Annotated in this window: 19 protein-coding genes, 1 tRNA gene and 2 pseudogenes; 13 read left to right on the forward strand and 9 right to left on the reverse strand. The window is 64.6% G+C overall.

Annotation, left to right across the window (positions count from 1 at the left end; genetic code table 11):
- Positions 1-365: 365 nt before the first annotated feature.
- A complete protein-coding gene (treS, locus tag A37E_RS0104465; RefSeq protein ID WP_029555505.1) occupies positions 366-3,569 on the forward strand; it encodes a maltose alpha-D-glucosyltransferase in 3,204 nt (1,067 codons plus the stop codon).
- A 65-nt stretch (positions 3,570-3,634) separates the two neighbouring features.
- A complete protein-coding gene (locus A37E_RS26790; protein ID WP_051678781.1) occupies positions 3,635-4,015 on the forward strand; it encodes a hypothetical protein in 381 nt (126 codons plus the stop codon).
- A 33-nt stretch (positions 4,016-4,048) separates the two neighbouring features.
- Here the strand turns inward: A37E_RS26790 and A37E_RS0104480 are convergent, their stop codons facing one another.
- A complete protein-coding gene (locus tag A37E_RS0104480; RefSeq protein WP_029555507.1) occupies positions 4,049-5,005 on the reverse strand; it encodes a pirin family protein in 957 nt (318 codons plus the stop codon).
- Positions 5,006-5,256: 251 nt separating this feature from the next.
- Between A37E_RS0104480 and A37E_RS26320 the strand changes: the two genes are divergently transcribed.
- From A37E_RS26320 to A37E_RS0104500, 4 genes are all read left to right on the forward strand, one after another.
- Complete coding sequence (locus A37E_RS26320) at positions 5,257-5,421, forward strand: Flp family type IVb pilin (protein ID WP_081762738.1); 165 nt, start codon at positions 5,257-5,259, stop codon at positions 5,419-5,421.
- Between the two features lie 13 nt (positions 5,422-5,434).
- The gene (locus A37E_RS0104490; RefSeq protein ID WP_029555508.1) at positions 5,435-5,920 is read left to right on the forward strand and encodes a prepilin peptidase; all 486 of its coding nucleotides are present in this window, start codon (positions 5,435-5,437) and stop codon (positions 5,918-5,920) included.
- A gap of 136 nt (positions 5,921-6,056) precedes the next feature.
- Positions 6,057-7,424 (forward strand): leucyl aminopeptidase family protein, encoded by a 1,368-nt coding sequence (locus A37E_RS0104495; protein WP_029555509.1) that lies wholly within the window; start codon positions 6,057-6,059, stop codon positions 7,422-7,424.
- A gap of 16 nt (positions 7,425-7,440) precedes the next feature.
- Positions 7,441-8,298, forward strand: a complete 858-nt coding sequence (locus A37E_RS0104500) for an NlpC/P60 family protein (RefSeq protein ID WP_029555510.1) — start codon at positions 7,441-7,443, stop codon at positions 8,296-8,298.
- 27 nt (positions 8,299-8,325) lie between these two features.
- On the opposite strand, the gene A37E_RS0104505 is transcribed toward A37E_RS0104500, so the two are convergent.
- The gene (locus A37E_RS0104505) at positions 8,326-9,900 is read right to left on the reverse strand and encodes a diguanylate cyclase (RefSeq protein ID WP_029555511.1); all 1,575 of its coding nucleotides are present in this window, start codon (positions 9,898-9,900) and stop codon (positions 8,326-8,328) included.
- Positions 9,901-10,089: 189 nt separating this feature from the next.
- On the opposite strand from A37E_RS0104505, the gene A37E_RS0104510 reads away from it, so the two are divergent.
- The 4 genes and pseudogenes from A37E_RS0104510 (at position 10,090) to A37E_RS0104520 (ending at position 12,535) form a co-directional block, all read left to right on the forward strand.
- On the forward strand, positions 10,090-10,788 hold the full coding sequence (locus tag A37E_RS0104510) for a YggS family pyridoxal phosphate-dependent enzyme (RefSeq protein WP_029555512.1): 699 nt from the start codon (positions 10,090-10,092) through the stop codon (positions 10,786-10,788).
- Between the two features lie 44 nt (positions 10,789-10,832).
- Positions 10,833-10,908, forward strand: a tRNA-Glu gene (locus A37E_RS0104515).
- Positions 10,909-11,151: 243 nt separating this feature from the next.
- Positions 11,152-11,354 (forward strand): annotated as a pseudogene (locus A37E_RS27340) (integrase); the annotation flags it as partial.
- Between the two features lie 218 nt (positions 11,355-11,572).
- Positions 11,573-12,535 (forward strand): hypothetical protein, encoded by a 963-nt coding sequence (locus A37E_RS0104520; RefSeq protein WP_038192595.1) that lies wholly within the window; start codon positions 11,573-11,575, stop codon positions 12,533-12,535.
- A gap of 104 nt (positions 12,536-12,639) precedes the next feature.
- Here the strand turns inward: A37E_RS0104520 and A37E_RS0104525 are convergent, their stop codons facing one another.
- On the reverse strand, positions 12,640-13,176 hold the full coding sequence (locus A37E_RS0104525) for a hypothetical protein (protein ID WP_029555514.1): 537 nt from the start codon (positions 13,174-13,176) through the stop codon (positions 12,640-12,642).
- 220 nt (positions 13,177-13,396) lie between these two features.
- On the opposite strand from A37E_RS0104525, the gene A37E_RS0104530 reads away from it, so the two are divergent.
- Positions 13,397-14,548: a DUF3883 domain-containing protein gene (locus tag A37E_RS0104530; protein WP_029555515.1), complete on the forward strand. Its 1,152-nt coding sequence runs from the start codon at positions 13,397-13,399 to the stop codon at positions 14,546-14,548.
- Between the two features lie 8 nt (positions 14,549-14,556).
- Here A37E_RS0104530 and A37E_RS0104535 read toward each other — a convergent pair whose 3' ends face one another.
- Positions 14,557-16,053, reverse strand: a complete 1,497-nt coding sequence (locus A37E_RS0104535; protein WP_029555516.1) for a DNA cytosine methyltransferase — start codon at positions 16,051-16,053, stop codon at positions 14,557-14,559.
- Entirely contained in the window at positions 15,983-16,477 is a 495-nt protein-coding gene (locus tag A37E_RS26330; protein ID WP_348550873.1) for a very short patch repair endonuclease, read from the reverse strand. The genes A37E_RS0104535 and A37E_RS26330 overlap by 71 nt, the downstream gene beginning before the upstream one ends.
- 500 nt (positions 16,478-16,977) lie before the next feature.
- On the opposite strand from A37E_RS26330, the pseudogene A37E_RS26795 reads away from it, so the two are divergent.
- Positions 16,978-17,206, forward strand: a pseudogene (locus tag A37E_RS26795) (IS3 family transposase); the annotation flags it as partial.
- Between the two features lie 36 nt (positions 17,207-17,242).
- On the opposite strand, the gene A37E_RS0104540 reads toward A37E_RS26795, so the two are convergent.
- The 4 genes from A37E_RS0104540 to A37E_RS0104550 all read right to left on the reverse strand — a co-directional run bounded on the left by A37E_RS0104540 (position 17,243) and on the right by A37E_RS0104550 (position 21,586).
- Complete coding sequence (locus tag A37E_RS0104540; RefSeq protein ID WP_029555517.1) at positions 17,243-18,088, reverse strand: hypothetical protein; 846 nt, start codon at positions 18,086-18,088, stop codon at positions 17,243-17,245.
- On the reverse strand, positions 18,085-19,668 hold the full coding sequence (locus A37E_RS0104545; RefSeq protein WP_029555518.1) for an AAA family ATPase: 1,584 nt from the start codon (positions 19,666-19,668) through the stop codon (positions 18,085-18,087). The genes A37E_RS0104540 and A37E_RS0104545 overlap by 4 nt, the downstream gene beginning before the upstream one ends.
- A 326-nt stretch (positions 19,669-19,994) precedes the next feature.
- Positions 19,995-20,504 (reverse strand): HEPN domain-containing protein, encoded by a 510-nt coding sequence (locus A37E_RS26800; protein WP_156026235.1) that lies wholly within the window; start codon positions 20,502-20,504, stop codon positions 19,995-19,997.
- Positions 20,501-21,586, reverse strand: coding sequence for a DUF262 domain-containing protein (locus A37E_RS0104550; protein ID WP_029555519.1), 1,086 nt, complete (start codon positions 21,584-21,586; stop codon positions 20,501-20,503). The genes A37E_RS26800 and A37E_RS0104550 overlap by 4 nt, the downstream gene beginning before the upstream one ends.
- Before the next feature lie 454 nt (positions 21,587-22,040).
- Here A37E_RS0104550 and A37E_RS0104555 point away from each other — a divergent pair, with 454 nt between their 5' ends.
- The gene (locus tag A37E_RS0104555) at positions 22,041-22,829 is read left to right on the forward strand and encodes a hypothetical protein (RefSeq protein WP_156026236.1); all 789 of its coding nucleotides are present in this window, start codon (positions 22,041-22,043) and stop codon (positions 22,827-22,829) included.
- The last annotated feature ends 20 nt before the right edge of the window (positions 22,830-22,849 follow it).

The raw sequence follows: 22,849 nt of genomic DNA on the forward strand, positions 1-22,849 counted from the left end.
AATTCTCTGTCGGCATCCTTCATTTTCGGGATGCCGGCAGCGCCCCTTCGCGCGAAACAGGACGGGCGCCGATATTGCCACGGCAAACTGACGCGCCAGCCGGACGGCATTCCCCCGCATGCCGTCCGGCTGCCCCAATTGTCCCCTGAACTCTCCCTGACAGACCGGAACCGCCACGCTCCAGCCGCGTTAGGCAAGCGTGGCCACTCACTCGGCGCGTCCGCTGCAAATGCGATGCGCCGGCCGGGTCGCCTGTCACTCCACGACGGTTCAAGGGAGCACCGTGCCTTTCTGCCCCGCCCCGATCTCGTCCGCCCCGGCCGCCCCGCGTGGCCCAAAGCCCTCCGGAACCGGGAGCCTCGGCCATGCCTGAGCCCGTCACCGCCGGCGACAACCCTCTGTGGTACAAGGACGCCATCGTCTATCAGCTGCATGTGAAGTCGTTCTTCGACGCCAATGGCGACGGCATCGGCGACTTCCGCGGGCTGATCTCCAAGCTCGACTACATCGCCGACCTCGGCGCCACCGCCGTCTGGCTCCTGCCCTTCTATCCCTCGCCCCGGCGCGACGACGGCTACGACATCGCGCTCTATGAGGGCGTGTCGCCGGATTACGGCACCATGGACGAAGCGCGGCGCTTCATTGCCGAGGCGCATGCGCGCGGACTGCGCGTCATCACCGAGCTGGTCATCAACCACACGAGCGACCAGCACCCCTGGTTCCAGGCCGCGCGGCGCGCGCCCAAGGGCAGCCCGGAGCGCAACCTCTATGTCTGGGCAGACGACGACAAGGGCTATCCCGGCGTGCCTATCGTGTTCTGCGACGTGGAGAAATCCAACTGGAGCTGGGACGAGGTGGCTGGCCAGTTCTACTGGCACCGCTTCTATGCCCACCAACCGGACCTCAACTTCGACAATCCCGAGGTGCTGGAGCGCGTCCTCTCCGTCATGAGCTTCTGGCTGGACATGGGGGTGGACGGCCTGCGGCTCGACGCCGTGCCCTATCTGGTAGAGCGCGAGGGTACCGACTGCGCCAACCTGCCCGAGACCCACGCCATCCTGAAGAAGATCCGCGCCCATCTCGATGCCCACTACAAGGGCCGGATGCTGCTCGCCGAGGCCAATCTCTGGCCGGAGGACACCCAGCAATATTTCGGCCCGAACGCGGACGAATGCCACATGGCATTCCACTTCCCGCTGATGCCGCGCATGTACATGGCCATCGCCAAGGAGGACCGCTTCCCGGTCACCGACATCCTGCGCCAAACGCCGGCCATCCCGGCGACCTGCCAGTGGGCCATCTTCCTGCGCAACCACGACGAGCTGACGCTGGAGACCGTCACTGACGCGGAACGGGACTATCTCTGGAGCATCTACGCCTCGGACCGGCGCGCCCGCATCAACCTCGGCATCCGCCGCCGCCTTGCCCCGCTGCTGGAGCGGGACCGGCGGCGCATCGAGCTGATGAATTCCCTGCTGCTCACATTGCCCGGAACGCCCGTCATCTATTATGGCGACGAGATCGGCATGGGCGACAACATCCATCTCGGCGACCGCGACGGCGTACGCACGCCCATGCAGTGGTCGCCGGACCGCAACGGCGGCTTCTCCAGGGCCGATCCTGAGAAACTGGTGCTGCCGGTGATCCAGGATCCGCTCTACGGCTTCCCGGCGGTGAATGTGGAAGCGCAGTCGCGTGATGCTCATTCCATGCTGAACTGGACACGGCGCTTCCTCGCCGTGCGCAAGGAGCAGCCGGCATTCGGGCGCGGCACTTTCCGCCTGGTGTTCCCGCGCAACCGGCGCATCCTTGCCTATCTGCGCGAATTTGAGGGCGAGGCGGTGCTGTGCGTCGCCAACCTCGCCCACACCTTGCAGGGGGTGGAGCTGGACCTCGCCGAGTTCGAGCGGCGGGTGCCGGTGGATCTCGTGAGCGGCACAAGCTTGCCCGCGCTGGACCGTGCCCCCCTCGTGCTCACGCTGCCGCCTTACGGCTTCTACGCCTTCCGCCTCTCCACCATGGCGGCGGAACCCGCCTGGCGCGATCCGGCGCCGGAGATGCTGCCGGAATTTGCCACCCTCGTGGTCCGCGACGGGTTGATGGGCGCCCTCTCCGACGCCCATCGCGCGATCATCGAGACCGAGGCGCTGCCGCAATATCTGGCGCGGCGGCGCTGGTTTCCCGGCACGGCCAAGGACATCGGCGCGGTGCGCATCGGCTGGGTCATGCGCCTGCCGGGCACCGAGCGGGACGTGGCCATGGCAGAGATCGAGGCCGATCTCGCCGGGCGCACTGAGCGCTTCCTCATGTCATTCTGCGTGGCGTGGGAGGACCAGCATCCCCCCGCCATCGCCGAGCAGCTGGCCCTGACCCGCGTGCGGCAGGGCCGGCGCGTGGGCTTTCTCACCGACGCCATGGTGCTGGACGGGCTGCCCGCCGGCGTGCTGCGCGCGCTGCGGCAGGCCGAGCCCGTGCCCCTGCCCGATGGCGGCGCCCTCGTCTTCTCGCCCACCGACCGGCTGGACGGGCTCGACGTGGAGCGTGGGGCGCTGTGCGAGCTCGCCGACGCCGACGAGCCGGCAGCGAGCCTCGTCGTCACCGACAAGGTCGCGGTGAAGCTGTTCCGCCACATGGAGTTCGGCCGTACCGGCGAGATGGAGATGGCGCGCCACCTCACCGCGCTCGACTTCCCCCACGTGCCGCCGCTGATCGGCGCCATCACCCGCACCCGGCCGGAAGGCGGATCGGCCCAGGTGGCGCTCGCGTACGGCTTCGTGCGCAACCAGGGCAATGCTGCCGGCTGGACCCTGGCGCAGGTGCAGCGTGCGCTCGATGCCGCAGCCCTGCCCGATGGCGGCCACCAGCATTTCGAGGAGGAGGTGGCGGGCGTGCTCCGGCTGCTGCGCGCCAGCGCCCGGCGGCTGGCCGAGCTGCATACTGTTCTCTCGGCCCCCGCCGCCGATCCGGCCTTCGCGCCGGGCGTCGCCTCTGCCGATGAGATCGATAGCTGGCTTCGCCAGACCATCGACGCCGTGCGTGCCGCGCCGGACGCCCTTTTCGGTGTCGATCGGGATTGGCTCGGGGCACAAATGCGGGAGCGCATCGCCGGCCCGCTCGCGGGCACGGACGTGCCGGTGATCCGCACCCACGGCCGTTTCGACCTCGACCATCTGCTAGTGTCCGGGAGCGATGCGGTCATCACCGGCGCTCAGGGCGAGCGGGCGAACGGCTGGCGCGATGTCGCCGAACTGCTCGCCTCCCTTGTGTACACCCTGGCGCGCGTCACCGCCGGCGAAGCTGGCGTCGCCCGCGACGCGTCGGAACTGCGGGCGGAGCTGCTCTCCGCCTTCCGCTCCCGCGCCGAGCGCGCGGTGCTCGCCGCCTATGCGGAGGGAGCGCCGGACGGCGGCCGAGGCCGGCCCCTGCTCGATCTCTTCCTCATGGAAGCGCTCGCGCGCCGCCTGCGGACAGGATCGGACCTGCGTCCGGGCGAGCGTCGGGAGATCGCCGCCGGCCTTGAGCGTGTCGCCGCCCGGCTCGCACGGCAGGAGGCTGCACTTGATGCGTGAGGCGGCATGCCTGCGGGGAACGGGCGGCTCTGCCGTTCGTTGATGGTGCAGAGGAGATTGATGCCATGACCCCCGCTGCCTCCACCGCGTCCCCCCGCACCGCCACGCTCGACCAGCGACTGGACGAGGCGCTGGAAGAGTCCTTCCCGGCCAGCGATCCCCCGTCCGTCACCCGCGCCCCAAAGGCGGACGGCGAGCCGCGGGACGCCGCCACCCGCGAAAAGGAGCGCGTCTCCGACGAACTGGACGAGGCGCTGGAGGATTCCTTCCCCGCCAGCGACCCGCCCTCCCTCACCCGCGCGTCGAAGCCCGAAGGCGACCCGGCGGCGGATACGGAAGACGGTGCGCACGAGAAAAGGAAGGCCTCAGACCGCCTGGACGAAGCGTTGAAGGAGAGCTTTCCCGCCAGCGACACCCCGGCGCAGCTCCAGCCCGGCAAGGCGTGAGCAAGCCCACAAGGGCGCGCCGTCCCCGGCCCCTCAGCCCCGTGGGCTCTGGGGGCGGGGGCGGCCGGCACCATCTTCCGGCGCGGGGATGAATTCGTCGTGGTCCATGGGGATGAGGTCGAACCGCCCCTCCCGCCATGAGGCCTTGGCCGCGTCCAGCCGATCGAGGCTCGACGACACGAAATTCCACCAGATGTAGCGCGGCCCCTCCAGCGGCTCACCGCCCACCAGCATGAGCCGCGCCTGGGTCCGTGCCCGGACGGAGGTGGCAACGCCACGCCGGATCACCAGCATCTGGCCGACGGGAAAGGCGGTGCCGTCCACCTCCACCTCACCCTCCAGCGTGAACAGCGCGCGGTCCTCGTGGGTGGGATCAACAGGCACATGGGCGCCCGCAGCCAACTGGATTTCCACATAGGTCGCGGGCGAGGCGAGCGCGACGGGCGACGTCGCCCCGAAGGCGCTGCCGAGAATCACCCGTGCCTTGACCCCGCCGTCCGCCACCACCGGCAGCGCCTCGCTGTCCGCGTGGAGGAAGTCCGGGCTGGTCTCTTCCAGCGCCTTGGGCAGCGCGATCCAGCTCTGAATGCCGAACAGCGGCCCCCCGCGCGCCTTCACGGAGGCGTCGTGCCGCTCGGAATGGACGATGCCGCGCCCGGCGGTCATCAAATTCACCGCGCCCGGCTCGATCACCCGCTCGGAGCCGAGGCTGTCGCGGTGGATCATGCTGCCTTCGAACAAATAGGTCACGGTGGCGAGGCCGATGTGCGGGTGCGGGCGCACATCCTGCGCCTGCGCCGCAGAGAATCGCACCGGCCCCATCCGGTCGAAGAAGATGAAGGGGCCGATCATCTGGCCCTGTACGGAGGGCAGCACTCGGGCCACCTCCATGCCGCCGATGTCGTGGGCGCGGGGGACAATCACGGTCTCGACGGCCGCGCAACTCGCGGCATCACCGGGGACGGGATCGGGGGTCGGGGAGAAGCTCATGGCGGGAGCTTGCCGGCCTCCGGCGCCGCCGTCAAAGGGCGATCCGCGCCCCCGGCGTCAAAGACGCGCGAGCGGAACCGTTAACCTTTCAAGCAACCGGCACGCACAGTGGACGTTCCCGGCCGCGGTTTTTTACTTCCCCGCAAGGGGGCCGCCCTAGCGTCGGCTCTGCCACGGCAACCCCGTCGCGGCATCCAAGTTGCGGCCCGCCGTTGTGGCGGTCACGCGCCGCCATTGACCGGATTTGAGCCATGAAGCTTCTTTTCTCGCGCTTCATCAAGGAAGAGGACGGCTCCACCGCCCTCGAATACGGCCTCATCGCCGCCGGCCTCTCCATCGCCATCGTCACGGTGCTGGTGCAGATCGCCTCCACCTTCGCCCGGCTTCAGGCCTCCTCGGCCGCCGCCGGGAACTGACCGCACGATGGGGATGGGCCACATCAGGATCGCCGAGCTTCTGCTGCTCGGCCTCTATCCGGCATTGCTGTGCGCGTCGATCGGCGCGGACCTCGCCCGCCGGATCATCCCCAATGCCGTGGTCGTGTGCCTGATCGCCGCCTTCGCCGCCGTCACCCAGTTCACGCCCGTGCCGGACCTCATCTTCCGCCTCGCCGCCGCCGGCGCGGTCACGGCGCTGGGCTTCTCCCTGTTTGCGGAGGACATCATCGGCGCGGGCGATGCCAAACTGGCCGGCGCCATCGTGCTGTGGGTGGACCCGCTGCACCTGCCCCTGTTCGTGCTCGCCACCGGAACCATCGGCGCCCTGCTCGGCATCGCCGCCGCCGCGCGCCATCGCCTCGCGGGCCCGGCCGGCGCAGAACTTCCCGACCGGCACCGGACCAGCCTGCCCTATGGCGTGGCGCTGGCGGGCGCCGGCCTCCTCATCCATCCCCTGTCCAGCCTGCTGCATCCCTGACCGGCTCCGCCTTGGGCGGCGGCGCGGCGGGGCATCTTGCAGGCGATCGCGGCGCGGACCACCATGCGCCGGCTGCGCGGTGCCGGATGGCGGAACCATTGCCTGTCCCCCCGGCGCGGCGCGAGGAGTTCCGTTGATGATCGATTGCTTTGCCCCGTCGTCCGCCGTCAGCCTGCCCGTCTGGTGCGTCACCAAGGACACCTTCGCCTCCGCTCCCATTCCCGAGGCCGCGCGCCGCTTTGCCGAGGCGGCCGGCTTCTCCGGCGCCGCCGGCAAGCTGCTGCTGCTCCCGAACGCCGACGGCGGGCTGGCCGGTGCCCTGTTCGGCATCGCCCCCGCGCCCAAGGCCGACGCCTTCGCCACCGGCGCCCTGCCCGGCCTGCTGCCCGAGGGCACCTGGCGGCTGGAAGGCGAGGTGCCAAGCCCCCGCCTCGCCGCCCTCGCCTTTGCGCTGGGCTGCTACCGCTTCTCCACCTATCGCGCTGCCAAGGCCCTCAAGATAAAGCTCGTGGTGCCGGAGGGGGTGGACGCCGCCCAGCTCCGCCGCACGGTGGAGGCGGTGATGCTCACCCGCGATCTCGTCAACACCCCGGCCAATGACCTCGGCCCGGCCGAGCTGGAGGATGCGGCCCGCAGCCTCGCCGCCCGCCATGGCGCGCGCTTCCGCTCCATCGTCGGTGACGCGCTGCTGGCGCAGAATTTCCCCTTGATCCACGCGGTGGGCCTTGCCGCCGCCCGCGCCCCGCGCCTCATCGAGATCCGCGCCGGAGATCCCAGCCACCCGAAGGTGACGCTGGTGGGCAAGGGCGTGTGCTTCGACACCGGCGGCCTGGATCTCAAGCCCTCCTCGGCCATGCTGCTGATGAAGAAGGACATGGGCGGCGCCGCCAATGCGCTGGGCCTCACCCACATGCTGCTGTCGCGCGGCGCGAAGGTGAATTTGCGCGTGCTGATCCCGGCGGTGGAGAATTCCGTCTCCGGCGCCGCCTTCCGTCCCGGCGATGTTTTGCGCAGCCGCAAGGGCATTTCAGTGGAGATCGGCAATACCGACGCCGAGGGACGGCTGGTGCTGGCCGATGCCCTCGCCCTCGCGGACGAGGAGGCGCCCGACCTCGTGATCGATTTCGCCACCCTCACCGGCGCCGCCCGCGTCGCCCTCGGTCCGCAGCTTCCGGCCGCCTTCACCGACGACGAGGACTTCGCCGCCGACCTCTCCCGCCACGCCATGGTGGAGGCGGACCCGCTGTGGCGCCTGCCCCTGTGGGCGCCCTATGCGGGCATGCTCGATTCGAAGGTGGCCGACATCAACAACGTCTCCTCCGGCGGCTTCGCTGGCGCCATCACTGCCGCCTTGTTCCTCGCCAAGTTCGTCGCGCAGGCACGCTCTTATCTCCACCTCGACCTGTTCGCCTGGAACCCCAGCAGCCGGCCGGGCCGGCCCGAAGGCGGCGAGGCGCAGACCATCCGGGCGCTGGACGCCCTCATCGCCGAGCGGTTCGGCTGAGGATTAGGGCTGAGCCATGGCCTTCTCACTCCCGCCGGGCCTCGACGCCCGGCTGACCCCTGCCCGCGCCGACCTCGCTGCAACAAGCCTCAAGGGGCTGGTGGACGTGCCCCGCTTCGTGGAAGGCGAGATGCGGCGCGTGGCCGTGCCCGTCGCCCCCCTGCGCCGCCGCCCCGCCAGCGACGCGCCGCTCGAGACCGAAGCGCTGTTCGGCGAGCGGGTGCGCCTGTTCGAGGAGGATGCGGAAGGCTGGGCCTGGGTGCAGCTGGAGGCGGACAATTACGTGGGCTACATGCCCGCCGAAGCCCTCGCCCCGGAGGGTCCCGCGCCCGCGCACAAGGTATCGGCGCTGCGGACCTTCCTGTTTCCGGGCCCGGACATCAAGCTGCCGCCCCGCGACGCGCTGGTGTTCGGCAGCCGCGTCGTGGTGCGCTCCATCTCGGGCGGCTTCGCCCTGACGACGGACGGCTGCCTGCCGGCCGTCCATGTGGTGCCTGCGGACGAGCGCGAGGGTGATTTCGTCGCCGTCGCCGCCCGCTTCCTCGGCGTGCCCTATCTGTGGGGCGGGCGCTCCAGCCTCGGCATCGACTGCTCGGGACTGGTGCAGACCGCGCTTGCCGCCACCGGCGTCCGCGCGCCGCGTGACAGCGACATGCAGGAGAAGGCCATCGGTACAGCGATCCCGCTCGATGCCCCCATCAAGCGGGGCGATCTGCTGTTCTGGCCGGGGCATGTGGGCATCGCGGAGGACGCGGAGACGCTCCTCCATGCCAACGCCTTCCATATGGCGGTGGCGCGCGAGCCCATCGCCGGCGCGCTGGAGCGCATCGCGGCCGCGGGCCTCGACCTCAGGACGATCCGCCGACCGGGCTGAAGCGCTCCCGCATCAGCCATCCACGCATCAGCTATGCGCGATCACCCGGTCACGGCCGGCGCGCTTGGCTTCGTAGAGCGCGGCATCCGCGGCGGCGATGAGGGCGTCCGGGCTGCCCTCCGCCGTCGGCACAACGGACGCGACGCCGAAGCTCGCCGTCACCCGACGGCGCGGCGCGGCGGGATGCTCGATGGCGATTTCGGTGAGCAGGCGCCGCACGTCCTCCGCGAAGGCGACGCCGGCGTCGACGTCGGCGCCCGACATGAGCACCACGAATTCCTCGCCGCCGTAGCGTGCCACAAGGTGCGACGTGCCGGCCGCCGCCGCCGACAGCATCCGCGACACCGCCCGCAGCGCCTCGTCACCCTGGAGGTGGCCGCGCGTGTCGTTGAAGGCCTTGAAGTGGTCCACATCCAGCATTACCAGCGTGAGCGGCATGCCCTCGCCGCGCGCCCGCACCCAGTCCTGCGAGAATTGCACGTCGAAGGTCCGCCGGTTGGCGAGGCCGGTGAGCCCATCGGTCCGCGCCAGTGAGGCGAGGCGGCCGTTCATGGTCCGCAGTTCGTTGTTGCGCTGGGAGAGGCGCCGCGCCATCTCGTTGAAGGCGTTGACCAAAGGAGAAAATTCCGCGACGCCCATGTCGTTCACATGGTCCGCCTCGCCCCGCCCCACCGCCGCCACGGCCCGGGTGAGACGGGCGATGGGCGCGATCACGATCCGCTCCTCGGCAATCCAGGCGAGCAGCAGGAAACAGGCGAGCGCGATGAAATAGGCCAGCGCCGTCGAGCGCACCTTGCTGTCGATGGGTCCCACCGCTTTCGACGTCTCGATGCCCACGGCGATGCTGATGGGCAGGTGGCCGAAGCCCTCGAACGCGAAGATGCGCTCCGTGCCGTCGAAACCCGGAACCCTGACGATGCCGGACTCCTTCGCCCGCACGGCCCGCGTGAGGGGATGATCGGGGAAGCTGTGTTCCACAATGTCCGGCATCGTGGGGTAACGCACCAGCACGGTACCGTTCCGCCCGATGAGATCCACCACCACGCCCAGTTCCACCGCGCTGCCGGCCGCGATCCGCGACAGCCATTGCAGGTCGAGCACGACGCCGGTCACGGCCCGCACCGCATCGCCCGGGCCGCGCTCCGCCCGCATCAGGAACACCGAATTGCGCCCGCTGACCCGCGAGACGAACATCTCGGTCATCACAACCTCGTCGGCGGCGAGGGCATCGCGGAAGTAGTCCCGCTCGGAGATGTTCACGCCAAGAGCGAGCGGCGCATGGGCGCAGCGGACGAGGCCGGCCGCATCCGCGACGAACGCGCCCTGGATGCCGGCCACCTCGTCGGCGAGGCGCGACAATTGTCGGCTGCAGGCGACGGGGTCCGCCAGCATGCGGTCGGCCATGCGGGACAACACTTCGAGCACCGTCAACGCCCGCGACATGCCTTCCATCTGGGCGAGCTTGGCGCTGCGGGCGAAATTCCGCACATCCTCCTCGAGCGCGGAGACCTGCTCCTGCCGCTCGGCCACGAGCGCAAGCATCCGCTCCACCGACAGGGGCACGGCCACCAGGCAGACCAGGAACAGGACGCGCAGGCGCAAGCTCGAGCGCCGCCCGGGAGCTGCCGCCCCGCCTCCCCCGTTACGCTCGACCATACCGGCCAGCCCCCCTGCCGCTCGGTAGCTTCACCCGAGCCGCTCGCTTCTTCTACCTGCTTCTTGATTGGAAAGGGAGATCGGTTCATGTCCTCGGCGCGGGCACGGACCCGGCGCAACGGCGGGAGCAGGATCATGAACGACGGCGGAACGGCGCCCGAAAGCACGGCACGGCTCGCGGCGGTACGCCGCGACATCGCCGAGAGCTGTGCGGAATGCGGCCGTTCGGCCGATCAGGTGACGCTGATTGCGGTTTCCAAGACCTTCCCGGCCGAGGACATCCTGCCCGTGCTTGAGGCCGGCCAGCGCGTGTTCGGCGAGAACCGGGTGCAGGAGGCGCGCGACAAATGGCCCGGCCTCAGGGAGCGCTACGGCGATGTGGAGCTCCACCTCATCGGCCCGCTCCAGTCCAACAAGGCGCGGGAGGCCGTGGCCCTGTTCGACGTGATCCACACCGTCGACCGGCCGAAGATCGCCGCCGCCCTCGCCGAAGAGATGGCCCGGCAGGAGCGCCGGCCGCGGTTGTTCGTGCAGATCAACACCGGCGCCGAACCGCAGAAGGCGGGCGTGCTGCCCGAGGACGCCGACGCTTTCATTGCCCAATGCCGCGATATCCACAGGCTGGAGATCGCCGGCCTCATGTGCATTCCGCCGGCCGAGGACGTGCCCGACCCGCACTTCGCCCTGCTCGCCGAAATCGCGGCGCGCAACGGTCTTTCGGGCCTTTCCATGGGCATGAGCGCCGACTTTTCCGCCGCCATCCGCCAGGGCGCCACCCACGTCCGGATCGGCAGCGCCATCTTCGGCCACCGCCCGAGCCCGAAGGAGGCTTGAAGTCCCCCGCATTCGCCGCTATAGAGCCCTCCTCCTCGCGAGATGCTCCCATCGTCTAGCGGTCTAGGACGTCGCCCTCTCACGGCGAAAACAGGGGTTCGAGTCCCCTTGGGAGCGCCATATTTTTCAATGGCTTAGCGCGAAATCCCCTCTCGATCGCGGTTCCGTACGGAAAAAATACGGAAAAGCCGTCACCGTCCCGGTGCGTCCGCAGGCGTGCGCGTGGTGTTGAGATGGCCGACGGCCGCTGAACCGAAGCCAGCCTCTTCCTGCGCCGTGTCCTGACCGCGGCTTCGCCGGTGGCGTATTTGCTCTGTCTGTTGGGTTGGTGCTCGGCCGCGCTTTGAGGGAGATTGCCGTCCTGGCTTCCGCTCGTCCTTTCGCGACTGGGCTGCCGAGGAGACGGGCTTTCACCGGAGATCGCCGAGGCGGCCCTTGCCCATGTGGCAGGCGACACGACGGAGCGTGCCTACCGCCGTGGGGATGCGCGGGAGAAACGCCGGGAACTGATGGCCGCCTGGGCGTCCCATTGCACCCGGCCGGTGGAGGAAGGGAAGGAGGGTTAATAACTACTATAATACTACTATATATAAACCGTGTGTCTCTATGCCAAAAATGCCAAAATCGACGAAATAAAAATCAGTGTGATTTCAGTAGCTTGATAGCGGCCATTTCGGCATGGACGAAATGCCAGAAATGCCAAAATTGACCGAGCCGGTGAGATGGGGAGCCAGCGTTTGGTGCCCCCACCTCAGGCAAAGCTACTTCGTCCGGAACCATCGCCATGACCAGTTCGCAATCCTGTCCGCCCCTTGAACCCTATGTGGTTGTCGCGCTCCGCAATGAGGGCGGTGTGAGCTGGCGGCTGCTTTCGCTCGATTGCGCTCCGGAAGGCGTTGACGGTGCGCTGCTTGGCCTGGGCCTGGAAGGCGCGGAGTATCGCCAGATCGGTTCAGGCGATTGCATGCGCGTGGTCAGGGACGCGGTGGCCGAGGAGGCCGCACTGCATCGTGGCTGGAACCGGAGCCAAGTTCTCGAAGGTTGGGTGCCGATCGATGAGCGGTTGCCGTTGCTCGCCGGAGAACCCCAGCGTGGCCATCTCGCCTTGCGGCTCGTGTCGATCACCAACGGGTGGATACATGTCGCGGTCAATGCCGGTGAAGCGGCGTTCGATCTTTCCTTCGACGACGTGGGCGACTCCATGGTCCTCCTTGCTCGTTTCGTGCAGATCATGGTGTCTGGCGGAGAGCCGCATGCGCCATTGGCCGAGAACGGACGTGCGACCTTCGTGGTCAATCATCACGGCACGGGTGTATGCCGTTTCCACCTCATCAGTCGGCCCCATGCCTTCATGCCAGAGGGCCACGGGGGCATGATCGATATGCTGGTCGATCGGGACGAACTTACCGAGCAGTTCCGCGCCCTTACGAACGCGATCGCCGACCACCCCAATTTCGCGCATCATTATGTCTGCAACGGCCAACTGCCCGAAGAGGAATACAACCAAGTCGACCTGCTGGCGGAGTCGGAATGGAAAGCCCGACAGGCGGAGGGGCACTCTCCGGATGATTGGCGGATGGAAAGCGAGTTCGTAGCCGCTGCGATCAGCGCCTCCGTTCCGCTGCCAACGGCCGGCGCTGAGGTCGCCAAGAAGGTGCGAAGCATGTTGCGCTCCCTCGAAATTCCGGAGGAGTGGATGATGCGCTACGGGATGAGGAGCCAGTGGGTCGGTCGATCCGAGCGGTGATGGGTTGATATGGCGACAGCGAACTTGGGCCATGGCGCTGGCGCAGACAGTTCCCGAGTTCGGAATGGCGCAGTTTGCCCCTCAACCAAGTGGCTGCGCCCACATCATTCATAGGGTGGAAGCGGTTCAAAGTTCCGCGTCAGGGATTTCGGCATTGGCCACTTGCTCGCCTGAAGAGCGGTGGGGCGAGTCGGCATATTCTCACGCGAGCAGGTCACCCGCCGATCCAGGGCGACGCGAAAGATGGCTATGCCGAGGATCGAACAAGCCGGCTCGATCCGATTGAGCCACATATCGAAATGCCGGTCGCTCGGGCACGCGATCCCGAGGCTGGTATCCTTCAAAGCCTCGATCCCCGACCAAAAGACGGCATTCAGCAACGCCTTGGAAACGGCGTTGTAGGCTCGCGGCTCCGAGGAAGCCGCGCCAAAGGCGCGCGTCCCCCGCCTCGAACTCGTCGCGCCCTTGGCCTCGATTGCCCAGCGGTGGTGCGTCTGCGGATGCCAAGCAGCTACATCGATCCCCTGCTTACCGGCAACCAATGAGCGAGCGTTGTAGCCGCGGGCTTCCAGCCACCGCTGAACCGCTTGGGACACGTCATTCTCATCCAGTGCCCTCGCTGGGGTGCCTTGGTCGGGCATACTGTTTCTCCTCTCTGCTTCGCGATTTCGTCCTGGCCGGGCGGCCCAACTTTCGATAACCCAGACCCTAGTTAGACGGGTTCTTCGCAGGATGTTCGGAGGGGCGTTCCAAGCTCCACAGCCCCGGAGCGGGTAAATACAACGCAGGAGCGGGGGAGTGATTGCCCAATGGCGCTCCATCCGTCTCTGACCGAAGACGATCGGGAACAGGGAGGTCCAATTGCGGTTCGCCTTCAAATTGCTGAGACGCTCGGATCTGACATTTTTCGAGTATCAGTTCAGACGGCAGAATGCCGGGAACCAAAAGTCGCTTAACCTGAGCAGGAAGGTCTTTATTGATGTCCTTTTCCCGTCTGCTCCCGGCATCGCGCAGGCCAATGGCGCGGGCGGCGCCCCGAAAGCCTTCCACCTTCCCCTGACAATCTATGGTCCTGGCGAAAGGTCCACCCCGCAACGGCTGTCGCGCAGCGTACTGCCCAAGACGCGGTCCCAGAAGAATTGGCGGCTCAACGGCGAGTTCGTCCCCGATCCCGATTTCGACCGAGAGCGGTACCATCGCTTGCAGCCCGATGATGTCGCGGTGCTGGCTTTCGATGGAGAAGCCTACCCGACCGCCGTGACGATCGTGCTCCTAAGCCAGTCGGAGGAGGCGGATGAGGCGCTGCGAACTGCCGCGATGGCTCAGCTCAGTGGCCGACCGATGGCTGCAGTTGAACCCGGGATGCTGCTGTCTATCATCGAGCGATTTGCTTCGGCCCAGCATCCAATTCGCGAGTTGCTGGACCATGCAAGCGATGAGGCTTTGGCCGAGGCGGCTGAGGGATCAGCCGAAGGCATTCGCCGCCTGCGCGCTTCGGGCTCGCTTCGTCGGATGTCGGCGGAAGCGCTGGAATTGGCCCGGAGGGCAGCGCAGGACCTAGGGAGAGAGGGCGAGGTGCTTCTCAGCGAATGGCTTGAGGGTGAGGTCCAGGCTGGTAAGCTGCGATCCGCAACCTGGATTTCCGAGCAAAACGCCGTTTGCCCCTGGGACTTCGAGGCGGAGGATGCGGACGGCACCTTGGTCCGCATCGAGGTGAAGACTACGAGGGGGCCGTTCGATCGCGAGTTCCATATTTCGCAAGCCGAACTGGAGGCGGCCTGCGAGCCTGGAGCGCCCAGAACAGACCTCTACCGCATCTACGACCTAGCGCCGTATGGGGGCCGCTTGCGCATCACCCGCGGGATCGCCGAGACAGCTCGAAGGGTTTGCGAGAAGGCAGCAGAACTGGGTGATGGCATCGTGCCGGACGCCTACACGGTTAGGCCGGACCGCTTCGGACCGTGGGAGGAAGAGCAGAACCTCTTGGCGACCGAGCCGGAAGAGGAGGAGTAGAGCCGACGCTATTCCGCGGCCAAAGCCCCGTACCGGGTTCGACGAGAGGCCGCCGCCTTCTGGAGTGCGTTCATGATGGCCTCGGCGAGTCGTCGGGCCATCAGCGGAGGCACCGCATTTCCGATCTGGCGATAGGCGGGATTCATCGTACCGCTGAAGCGGAATCCGTCGGGGAAGCTCTGAAGGCGGGCCGCCTCCCGCACGCTGATGACCCTGGCCTGGGCACTGTCGTAGTGGATGTGGGAATAGGTATCCTTGCCGATATGGGCCATCAGCGTCCGTACTGGAAAATCGGGGCGAAGCTTCCACCAGCGGTTCGGGAAGGTGCCAACCGGATAGGGCGGCACCATGGCCCTGTACAGCTGATCCCTATCGCTCTGCGCAATCGGACGGCCAGTCTCGGTCTTAAGCTGCGCGATCCGGTCCTGCCAGAGCCTCACCGCAGTCGCGTGCGCAGCCGGGTACTCGCCGCCGTTTGGCATTTCGCGGAATATAGCTGAGTCCCGAGGAAGATAGCGGATCACATGATCGCTCAGCCCCCCGGGGGAGGCCTCGAAGCCCGGCCAAGTGCGCATAAGAGTGGCGTACTCGCCGAGCTTCGCGTTTTTCGGATAGGGGATGGTCTCGTCGAGCCGCCTCGCTCCCCTCTTGAGGAGGCCCTTCAGGTGCGAAGTGATGGGAGGTAGGTCACCGATCGCTTCCCTGGCCTCAACCGGCCCAGGAAGGTCAGGCGATCCGTGATCCGCCTCCGCGAAGCCGTCGCCACCGAATAGATCGACCAAACGCAGGGCGACAGACCGAGTGCCGCCATATCCAGGAGGGAGGACCATGTGGCGGATGGCCTTCGGGAAGTGGACATCGGACCCGAGCGACTCATGGAGTGCGATAAGGAAGACGCGATCCCGCATCTGTGGCACACCGTGGAAGGCCGAGTTGATGAGGCTGTAGCGCGCTCTATAACCCAGAGCCTGCAAGGCTTCCGCCACCTCGCCCATGACATTGTGGCCGCCGTAGTTGAGCACGTCGGGCACGTTTTCCATCAGGATGGCGAGCGGCTTCGCCGCACGCACGAAATGAAGGTACCGGAGATAGAGGTTGCCGCGCGGGTCCACCTTGTAGGCGGACGGATGGTCCGCAACTTCGCGGAGCTTGGCGCGCCCAACGCGCGCATACGCTTGACAAGGCGGCCCACCCACGACGACATCGAACGACGACTCGATGGAGCCCAGACCCAAATCTTCGACAAGCTCATCGGGTTCGAGCTTGGTGATGTCCCTCGCCTGCGCGTGCTTGGCGAACTGGCCCGGCTCAAGGTCCCTGTGGAAGTTGGTCGCATGGGTCAATGCCGCGAGGGGATCAAGCTCCACCGCGGCATCGATGCGGAAGCCCGCTCCCTGGAAGCCCAGCGAAATGCCACCGCACCCAGCAAACAGGTCAAGAACGCGCGGCGGCAGCCCCTTCGCGAGACGGGCTACCTTGGCCTTGATCGCCTTCGCTTCGTCCACCGTACTCACCCAATGCCAGAAACTGCGCGATTCGCTGCTTGAGAAGCGTAGCGTCGCCCGTCTCACATTCCCATACTCGCAAGACGGACCATCCACTAGCCTCAAGCTCGGCGAGGTTGCGCGCGTCCCGAGCAATATTGGATGCGAACTTCCGGTTCCAGAACTCAATGTTGCTGCTCGGGGTCGCGGCTTTGGGACACCCAGGATGGCGGTGCCAGAAGCACCCCACGACTTCCACGATTCTGCGCCGGCCTTTCATGACGATGTCAGGCCGACCTGGAAGGTCCTTGACGTGCAGCCTGTAACCGATGCCGAGGTCGCGGAGAACCCGACGCACGGCCATCTCGGGGCGCGTATTGCAACTTCGGATGCGGGACATCATCCGGCTGCGAACGTCGGAGGCTACGATGTCCGACATGACCATTCCATTAGCAAATTCCGCCGTATGGATAGCGATCCGCCGCAGGAAAAGTGGACGTGGCGAGGCCGCCGTAGCCTACCGACCTTGAGGATCGATCGAGACATATCGGACGATAATTCCCGATTGGCGCAAGATCCACAACGCCGCACGTTGAGCGTCTCTCCAGCGCTCTTCACTGGCAAAGCCTTTGGGGCCATATTGCTCATCAAGCTTCATCCCGGCGAAAGCACCCGCATCGGCAATGCGGAGATCGTGTTCGTGGATCGTCCACCCGACGAGCGGGCTTTCATGCCCGCCTGGGCATCATCGCGCCCGAGGACATGAAGATCGAGCACCGCGCCGGTCGCGGCTCTAGCGCACGGGCCTCTTTCTCTCTTGCTGATGGAGCGCAAGATGCGCCGCGACGCGCCTTTCCTCAGCGCTGAGCCTGTCTCCTTCGATTGGCTGGCATTCGCCCGCCGCGCTCGGGCGTTTGAGCGGTTCACGGACCCTGCAGGTGCAGCCAAGGATGCAAAGTGAAGTGCGCGTTCATCACCGAGCATCGCTCGCTGTTTTCGATCCGCGCCATGTGTCGGTGCCTGCGTGTCCAGCCCAGCGGCTTCTACGCCTAGCTGAGGACCGGTGAGCGAGCGCGCGCAGGAAGACCAATGACAGACCGAGCTGATCCGCGCCGCATGGCGCGAGAGCGGCAAGGTCTATGGCTATCGCAACCTCCACGACGACTTGGCGGATAGGGGCCGGCCCAGCTCGCCAAGGACAGTTTCCACGTCACGCGATCGAGGCGTAGCCCCCTTCAACAAACCAGTCGTCCGCCGCCAGCGCCTCGTACAACGACAGCTGCCAGGAGTTAGGCCTGTCGACGAAATCCTTCGCCCTGTCGAGCAGATATTCCCTGACGGCATCTGCCCCCCCTTTCGCGCCTAACTCGGTGAGCCGCATCTTGAGCGTGTCGAGCTCGTCGACGGCGTTGGCAGCAAATGTCAGATCCAGACCGCAGACGCGAATGTGCCTGCGGACCCGCTCCAGGTTGACCGGCGTCATCGGGGACGGAGGATCGGCGACGAACTCGACCACGACCGGCTCGCCATGCTGAACGATGCCTTTCATCCAGCGCGTGGAGATCAGGTCGTTGTCGAAATAAGGATGTAGGGTCTGCTCGCCGGCGGTCCGGGGGAAACGTACGCCCTTGGTATCGTTACAAGCGTGACAGGCCGGGACGAGGTTGGACGGAAGCACGGTCAGGTCGGGATAGCGCCGCTTTGGCAGATGGTGGTCGAGCACAGCGACCCTGCCGACCCCGCAGAGTGGACATTTTGCGAATGGCGCAGCCGACTTGATCTTGTCGTAGAAATCCCGCGCGGCGCCTCTGGTGGCACTGAGATGGTCTGCGTATAGCGCGACCAGTTCGTCCTTAGAGACGAGCCCGACCGTCGTCACCCGAGGTATGAGGTGGAGTTCCGCTATCGCGGCCTTGAGTTTGTAGTTCTCGGCGGCGGCGTCCAACACCGGTATAACGCTGGTAACTCTGGCGTGCAGATCGGAATCGTTGATCCCGGACAGGCATGCCGACAAGACCGCGCCGAGGCCTTGCAGCGGTAAGGAAAGTGACCTCATTCGCCTTGCCCGGTGCCTGATGGGACGCGGCGCGGCAATGTAAGGGTTCTGGCCAAGGCCTTCGCCTCCCCCCCTAATTTGCCATCGAACATCGCAAGGACAGCCTCGTAGTCACGGCCAACCGCGGCCTCCGAAATCATGCGGTGGAAGCCGGTCTGCACGACCTCAAGGCCGAAAACCTCCCGAGTCAGCGATCCTACGTTTTCTCCGAAGGTCTCGGTCTCAGGTCGATCAAGGCGGGACGACCGTCCTGACCGGCTCAGGATCCAGACACAATCTTTTGGAACTTCCTGCAGGACGACCGGCGAATGGGTCGCCACGACAGCGACGCCGTTGCGGTCGATAAGCAGATCCGACAGCGCTCGCACGAAAGCCGATAGCAGCGGTGGATGGAGATGACCTTCTGGCTCATCGATGAGAACGAGCGTCTTCTCCTCGACCAGTTCGACAAGCTTCGTGATGGTCAGGAGCACAACGCTGTGACCCGAGCTGAGGTCGCCGAAAAGCTTGGCTGCGTCTTCTTTCCAGTTCGCGTTGTCCAAATCCGCAATCGCGGAAGTGTTGACCTCCTCGAATAGCGGATCGGATTCCAGGGTTCGCAACGCTGCAGCCCATCGGTCGCGACGGGCGCCCTTGCGGCATTCCTCCACGCCTTGGACGAACTCAGCCAACAGGTCCCCGTACGTCTTGACGTTGATCTGCGCGACTGCCGCTGGCGCGACACCGCCGCCGGTTGGGAGCAGGCCCGAGGCAGGGCGTTTTGTCAGCCCGACATACGCGTATCTTTTGGACAGCGTCGCCGGGTTAGGCAAAAGCGGCCCATATTTGTCGAATGCGCTGAACGACACGGTGACGAGACCAGCGAAGTCATACTCTTCCTTCTGCCCATAGATGGACCCCTCAAGCGGCTCGATCATTCCCGGCGCGACGCCTCCAGCCAGCGGCAAGTTCAGAAACGCGCGGCCCAAAAGATCGAAACATCGGGTCTTTCCCACGCCGTTACGCCCAATCAGGACGTGCACGTTGCTTGGCGGCAGAGACTCCGGCCGAACCTCGAAGGTCAACTCCAACGCAGCCTCGTCCGGCGTTTCAACGGGAATTCTGTACTTGAAAGCGAACGGCGTCAGCGCAGCGTTGCCGTGCGCGAGCCGATGGAAACGGTTGCGGACACGTGCAATGTCGATGTCCCGCAGTAGCGATTCGTTCATAACGGGCTCAGTGGCGTGGCGATCCAGGATGGAAAGGTCCCAGGCGCAGTCCTGCAGCGATTCAAGAAACCACCGGCGGAATTCGGGGCCGAGCGCGGTCAGCGTCTCGTAATAGTTCTCGCTTTGGCCGATGGAGAACCAGCCGGCAGCGAGCGAAGGAAATTGCGCCGGCAGTCGGCTCGACGCGTCAGCGCGGGTCATCCCTTCCCGCCCAACCTTTACGTGTCCGATCTTTTCGCGCCGGCCGTCCGGCAGAACGGCGATGGCATAAAACTGGGTAACCCATACGAACCAGTCATTCCAACCGTCCATGATCAGTATGACATCGCCAGGCTCACCCTGAACGTTGTCGCTGTCCGCCACCCTGAACATGCAACCTCCGCGACATACAGAGACGTCGCCGCACTATGTCTCGTGCCTGCCGACTTGACCAGACAGCGCGAGCAACCTCCGGCGGGGACGAAAAATGGGGCGCCATGCGCCAGGAGAAGACCTTGCCAAGTGCGTGTCTGAACGTCCGATCGGGACCGATCGCGGAATGGTGGCTTTCAGGTTGCCAAAAAAGCGGACGCCGCAAGTATTTCTGCCCGAATGGCTTGACGTCGCCCGTCGGCGGGATACATAGCTCCGCGCATTAATACTAAAAATGCGATGACTATCGCTGCAGAGCAACAAACCGTTAATAATAAATCTTATTTTCACCGCACCATGCTTTTGAAAAGACAATGAATTACCTCCTTTCCAGCCCTGTATTGATCTTTTATCTCTGCGTAGTTCGTAGTGTTCGGCAAAGTGCCTTCGTGTACAAACTGATTTCGCCACACGATTACGTTATTGTAAGCAGACTTCGGACTCTTTCCATGATTTACTACGTACTCATCCTCAGCCTTTTCTAAATTTTTTGTAAATCTAGCGAGATATTTCACGCCAAACATCTTGATGTGCTCCCTCTTCAAATCATCTAGCTTGATTTTGCCATTTAATCTACCGAAGCGCGCCCTAGTTACCTCACCTAATACAAAATGCTTTTTATCCGCGAACGTGTAAAATATGTCTTTAATAGCCAACTCGTATGCAGTTACAGCTGATGTCGCAATAAACCCAGTATAACGAGCCTCCACAAACGGATCCGTTATGCCACCCATAACAGGATCAACATGCGCGAGATAGTCTTCGACGAGCAAAAATCGTTCTGCGTATGAGCTCATGGCATCAAATACTTATTTGCTAACGTCAGGCGCCTCTCGACCTCTTTCGGGTCACTTGTGTTGAAGAAAATTGCCATTCGATAGTCGTCGTCTGCGAGCAGCCTCGCGTATCTGGCTTTGAGGTTTTTCGGTATCTTCGTTGGATTGCGGGTTAGGACTGCCATCACACTGTCCATTGCAGCGAGGTTTAATGGGCCACGAATATGGAAGGGCTTGGGGTCTAACTGTGCCACGATCGCGGCTGTCACTTCGGCAAACCTCTCCACGAATCTCTCCGCCTTAGCAGCGCCTTTGCCTTTGGCATGGCTACGCATCTGCCGATTGAGAAACTCCTTCATGGGCTTCTCGTATTCGCTGCCACGTTCCGACATGGCGAATATGCGGAGGATCATCTCAACATCGCGCTGATGCTTATCGAGTGGTTTCCTCGCCAAGATTGTTCGCCAATCGGGGTCCTCATTGGCTTGATGGAGGGAATCCACCAGCGCTCCGTGAAACACGCAGTTGCGAATTTCCTGAGCCTTGAGCGGTGTGCCGCCCGTGTTCAAGCGCTCGAATATATGAAACATGCTGGTCGTTTGGTTTGCCGGCGCTAGCTGTTTGATGTTCACCGCGCGGAGGACCGCGCCCTTTAGTTTGCGCTGCTCCTGATTGCTAAGATCGGTGAACTTCTTGCCCGCGTATGGGCTAGCTTCCGATAGGCCAGACAGGCGAAACACCGCGCGACGGCTCTGCATGTTCTCCGGGCCGAAATAGCCCTCAAAGAAGTAGACTACGCTCATGATGCGCTGCTGGCCGTCGATCACGAGGTTGTTGTTATCGCTATCGATGTAAAAAAAAACCTGAGGCACAGGCAGTCCGAGCAGAAAACTCTCAATTAGCAGGCTCGACTGCTTGATGTTCCAGACAAAATTGCGCTGAAACGATGGAATTGTGATGTCTTTGTCTCTCCACATATTGTGGAGCACAGAAAGCGTCAGGTCGGACGGGTAGGTCGCGATGTCAAATTCAACATGCGTTCCAAGTTCTTCGTCTTCTGATTCTTCCTCGACTTCAATTTCGGTATCCGCGTCCTTAGCCATAATCACCCCCTGGTTGGGTGCAAGATAACGGGGAGGTTGCGAGCCGACCAGGGGTTCGCGAGGAATAAATAATGCCTCAAACGAGGCTGCCCCGTCCCAGCGGCTCTCGTGAACGCTGGTTTCAAAGTGGAAGCGCGACCCGCTAACCGGCTGGTTAGGGGCGCAAAGCGGACGTTCGCAATGACGTACCGGGAGGGCCGATTGGGGTCAACGCCGGTAGGGTCCAACTCGTCTGGCCTACGTCTTATCAAGCGCAGGGATGGAAACAGGCTTTCAGCGGTCTCTTTATCTGGAAGCGCCTCGAAGGCTGCTTTGGTCCGTGGACGGTCCCAGACGTGTCGGGCATCTAATGACGACACGGCTGCACTTCAGGCTGACGTATTTCGTTTTGAAAGGCCGCTGAAACATCGGTCCCGGATGATGGTGGACGCCGGTGGACGCGCGAGGTGCAACGATGGATCAGAAAATAGCTTTGGACATCAGCCGCGTGCCAGGAGGCGAATGGCTGCGGCTCGAAGAGGCAATGCAGTTCGTGCTTTCGGAGCGCGATGGGGAGTGGGATAAACGTGTAGCGGCTCTTCAACTTGCGCTGAATGAAGCAGCGAGAGATAGGGCGTTTGTTCTGCAGGGTGTCCCGAAGCAATTCTGTGAAGACGAGATTGAGGAAGAGCCCGCCGCCCGCCAGACGATACCATCCACATACTTCATGGTCCATGGCGCTCGCGGCTTCGACTATGAGGACGGCTCCATCCTGCCATTTTCGTTCGAAGCCGACGGCGAGGATAGCTACAACCGACTCGTTCGTCGCCGCACCCAGCCCGTGGCGGGCACGGCCGACGAATGGCGATTCGTCATCGTCGAGCGAAAGGGGTTTGTTGCATTTCTGCGGGATCGCCTCGGCGCGGCTACGACCGAGGGGCTGGAGGTCGCGTCCCGCGCGGTTCTGCCGAGGGTGTCGGACGCTGAATTGTTGGACATGGTTCGCAGGGCGAACGAATGGCTCGGCGGCACGGCTGAGCATCCGGTGGACGTTCCTCGCTTGCTCACCGCAATCAACCATGCGCTGAAAGGTCGTCGCGCCCACCTGACTCGCAAAACTCTTCGACCGGCTCATGAGAAGGCGTTCCCCGGTCGGAGCGGCAGCGGACGCCTGCCCAAAGACGAGACAGCGGCCCGAGAATTACGCCACCAAAATTGCGCCGAGAAAAGCAGCTTGGCGGAATTGTTGTTTTCGACACTATAGGACGCCAGCAAGTAATTAGG

This window comes from Xanthobacter sp. 91 (assembly GCF_000702385.1).
Taxonomy (GTDB): domain Bacteria; phylum Pseudomonadota; class Alphaproteobacteria; order Rhizobiales; family Xanthobacteraceae; genus Xanthobacter; species Xanthobacter aminoxidans.

Coding starts and splice junctions, on each gene's coding strand:
- treS (WP_029555505.1), top strand. CDS start 366: ATGCCTGAGCCCGTCACCGCCGGCGACAACCCTCTGTGGTACAAGGAC.
- A37E_RS26790 (WP_051678781.1), top strand. CDS start 3,635: ATGACCCCCGCTGCCTCCACCGCGTCCCCCCGCACCGCCACGCTCGAC.
- A37E_RS0104480 (WP_029555507.1), bottom strand. CDS start 5,005: ATGAGCTTCTCCCCGACCCCCGATCCCGTCCCCGGTGATGCCGCGAGT.
- A37E_RS26320 (WP_081762738.1), top strand. CDS start 5,257: ATGAAGCTTCTTTTCTCGCGCTTCATCAAGGAAGAGGACGGCTCCACC.
- A37E_RS0104490 (WP_029555508.1), top strand. CDS start 5,435: ATGGGCCACATCAGGATCGCCGAGCTTCTGCTGCTCGGCCTCTATCCG.
- A37E_RS0104495 (WP_029555509.1), top strand. CDS start 6,057: ATGATCGATTGCTTTGCCCCGTCGTCCGCCGTCAGCCTGCCCGTCTGG.
- A37E_RS0104500 (WP_029555510.1), top strand. CDS start 7,441: ATGGCCTTCTCACTCCCGCCGGGCCTCGACGCCCGGCTGACCCCTGCC.
- A37E_RS0104510 (WP_029555512.1), top strand. CDS start 10,090: ATGAACGACGGCGGAACGGCGCCCGAAAGCACGGCACGGCTCGCGGCG.
- A37E_RS0104520 (WP_038192595.1), top strand. CDS start 11,573: ATGACCAGTTCGCAATCCTGTCCGCCCCTTGAACCCTATGTGGTTGTC.
- A37E_RS0104525 (WP_029555514.1), bottom strand. CDS start 13,176: ATGCCCGACCAAGGCACCCCAGCGAGGGCACTGGATGAGAATGACGTG.
- A37E_RS26330 (WP_348550873.1), bottom strand. CDS start 16,477: ATGGTCATGTCGGACATCGTAGCCTCCGACGTTCGCAGCCGGATGATG.
- A37E_RS0104540 (WP_029555517.1), bottom strand. CDS start 18,088: ATGAGGTCACTTTCCTTACCGCTGCAAGGCCTCGGCGCGGTCTTGTCG.
- A37E_RS0104545 (WP_029555518.1), bottom strand. CDS start 19,668: ATGTTCAGGGTGGCGGACAGCGACAACGTTCAGGGTGAGCCTGGCGAT.
- A37E_RS26800 (WP_156026235.1), bottom strand. CDS start 20,504: ATGAGCTCATACGCAGAACGATTTTTGCTCGTCGAAGACTATCTCGCG.
- A37E_RS0104550 (WP_029555519.1), bottom strand. CDS start 21,586: ATGGCTAAGGACGCGGATACCGAAATTGAAGTCGAGGAAGAATCAGAA.
- A37E_RS0104555 (WP_156026236.1), top strand. CDS start 22,041: ATGGATCAGAAAATAGCTTTGGACATCAGCCGCGTGCCAGGAGGCGAA.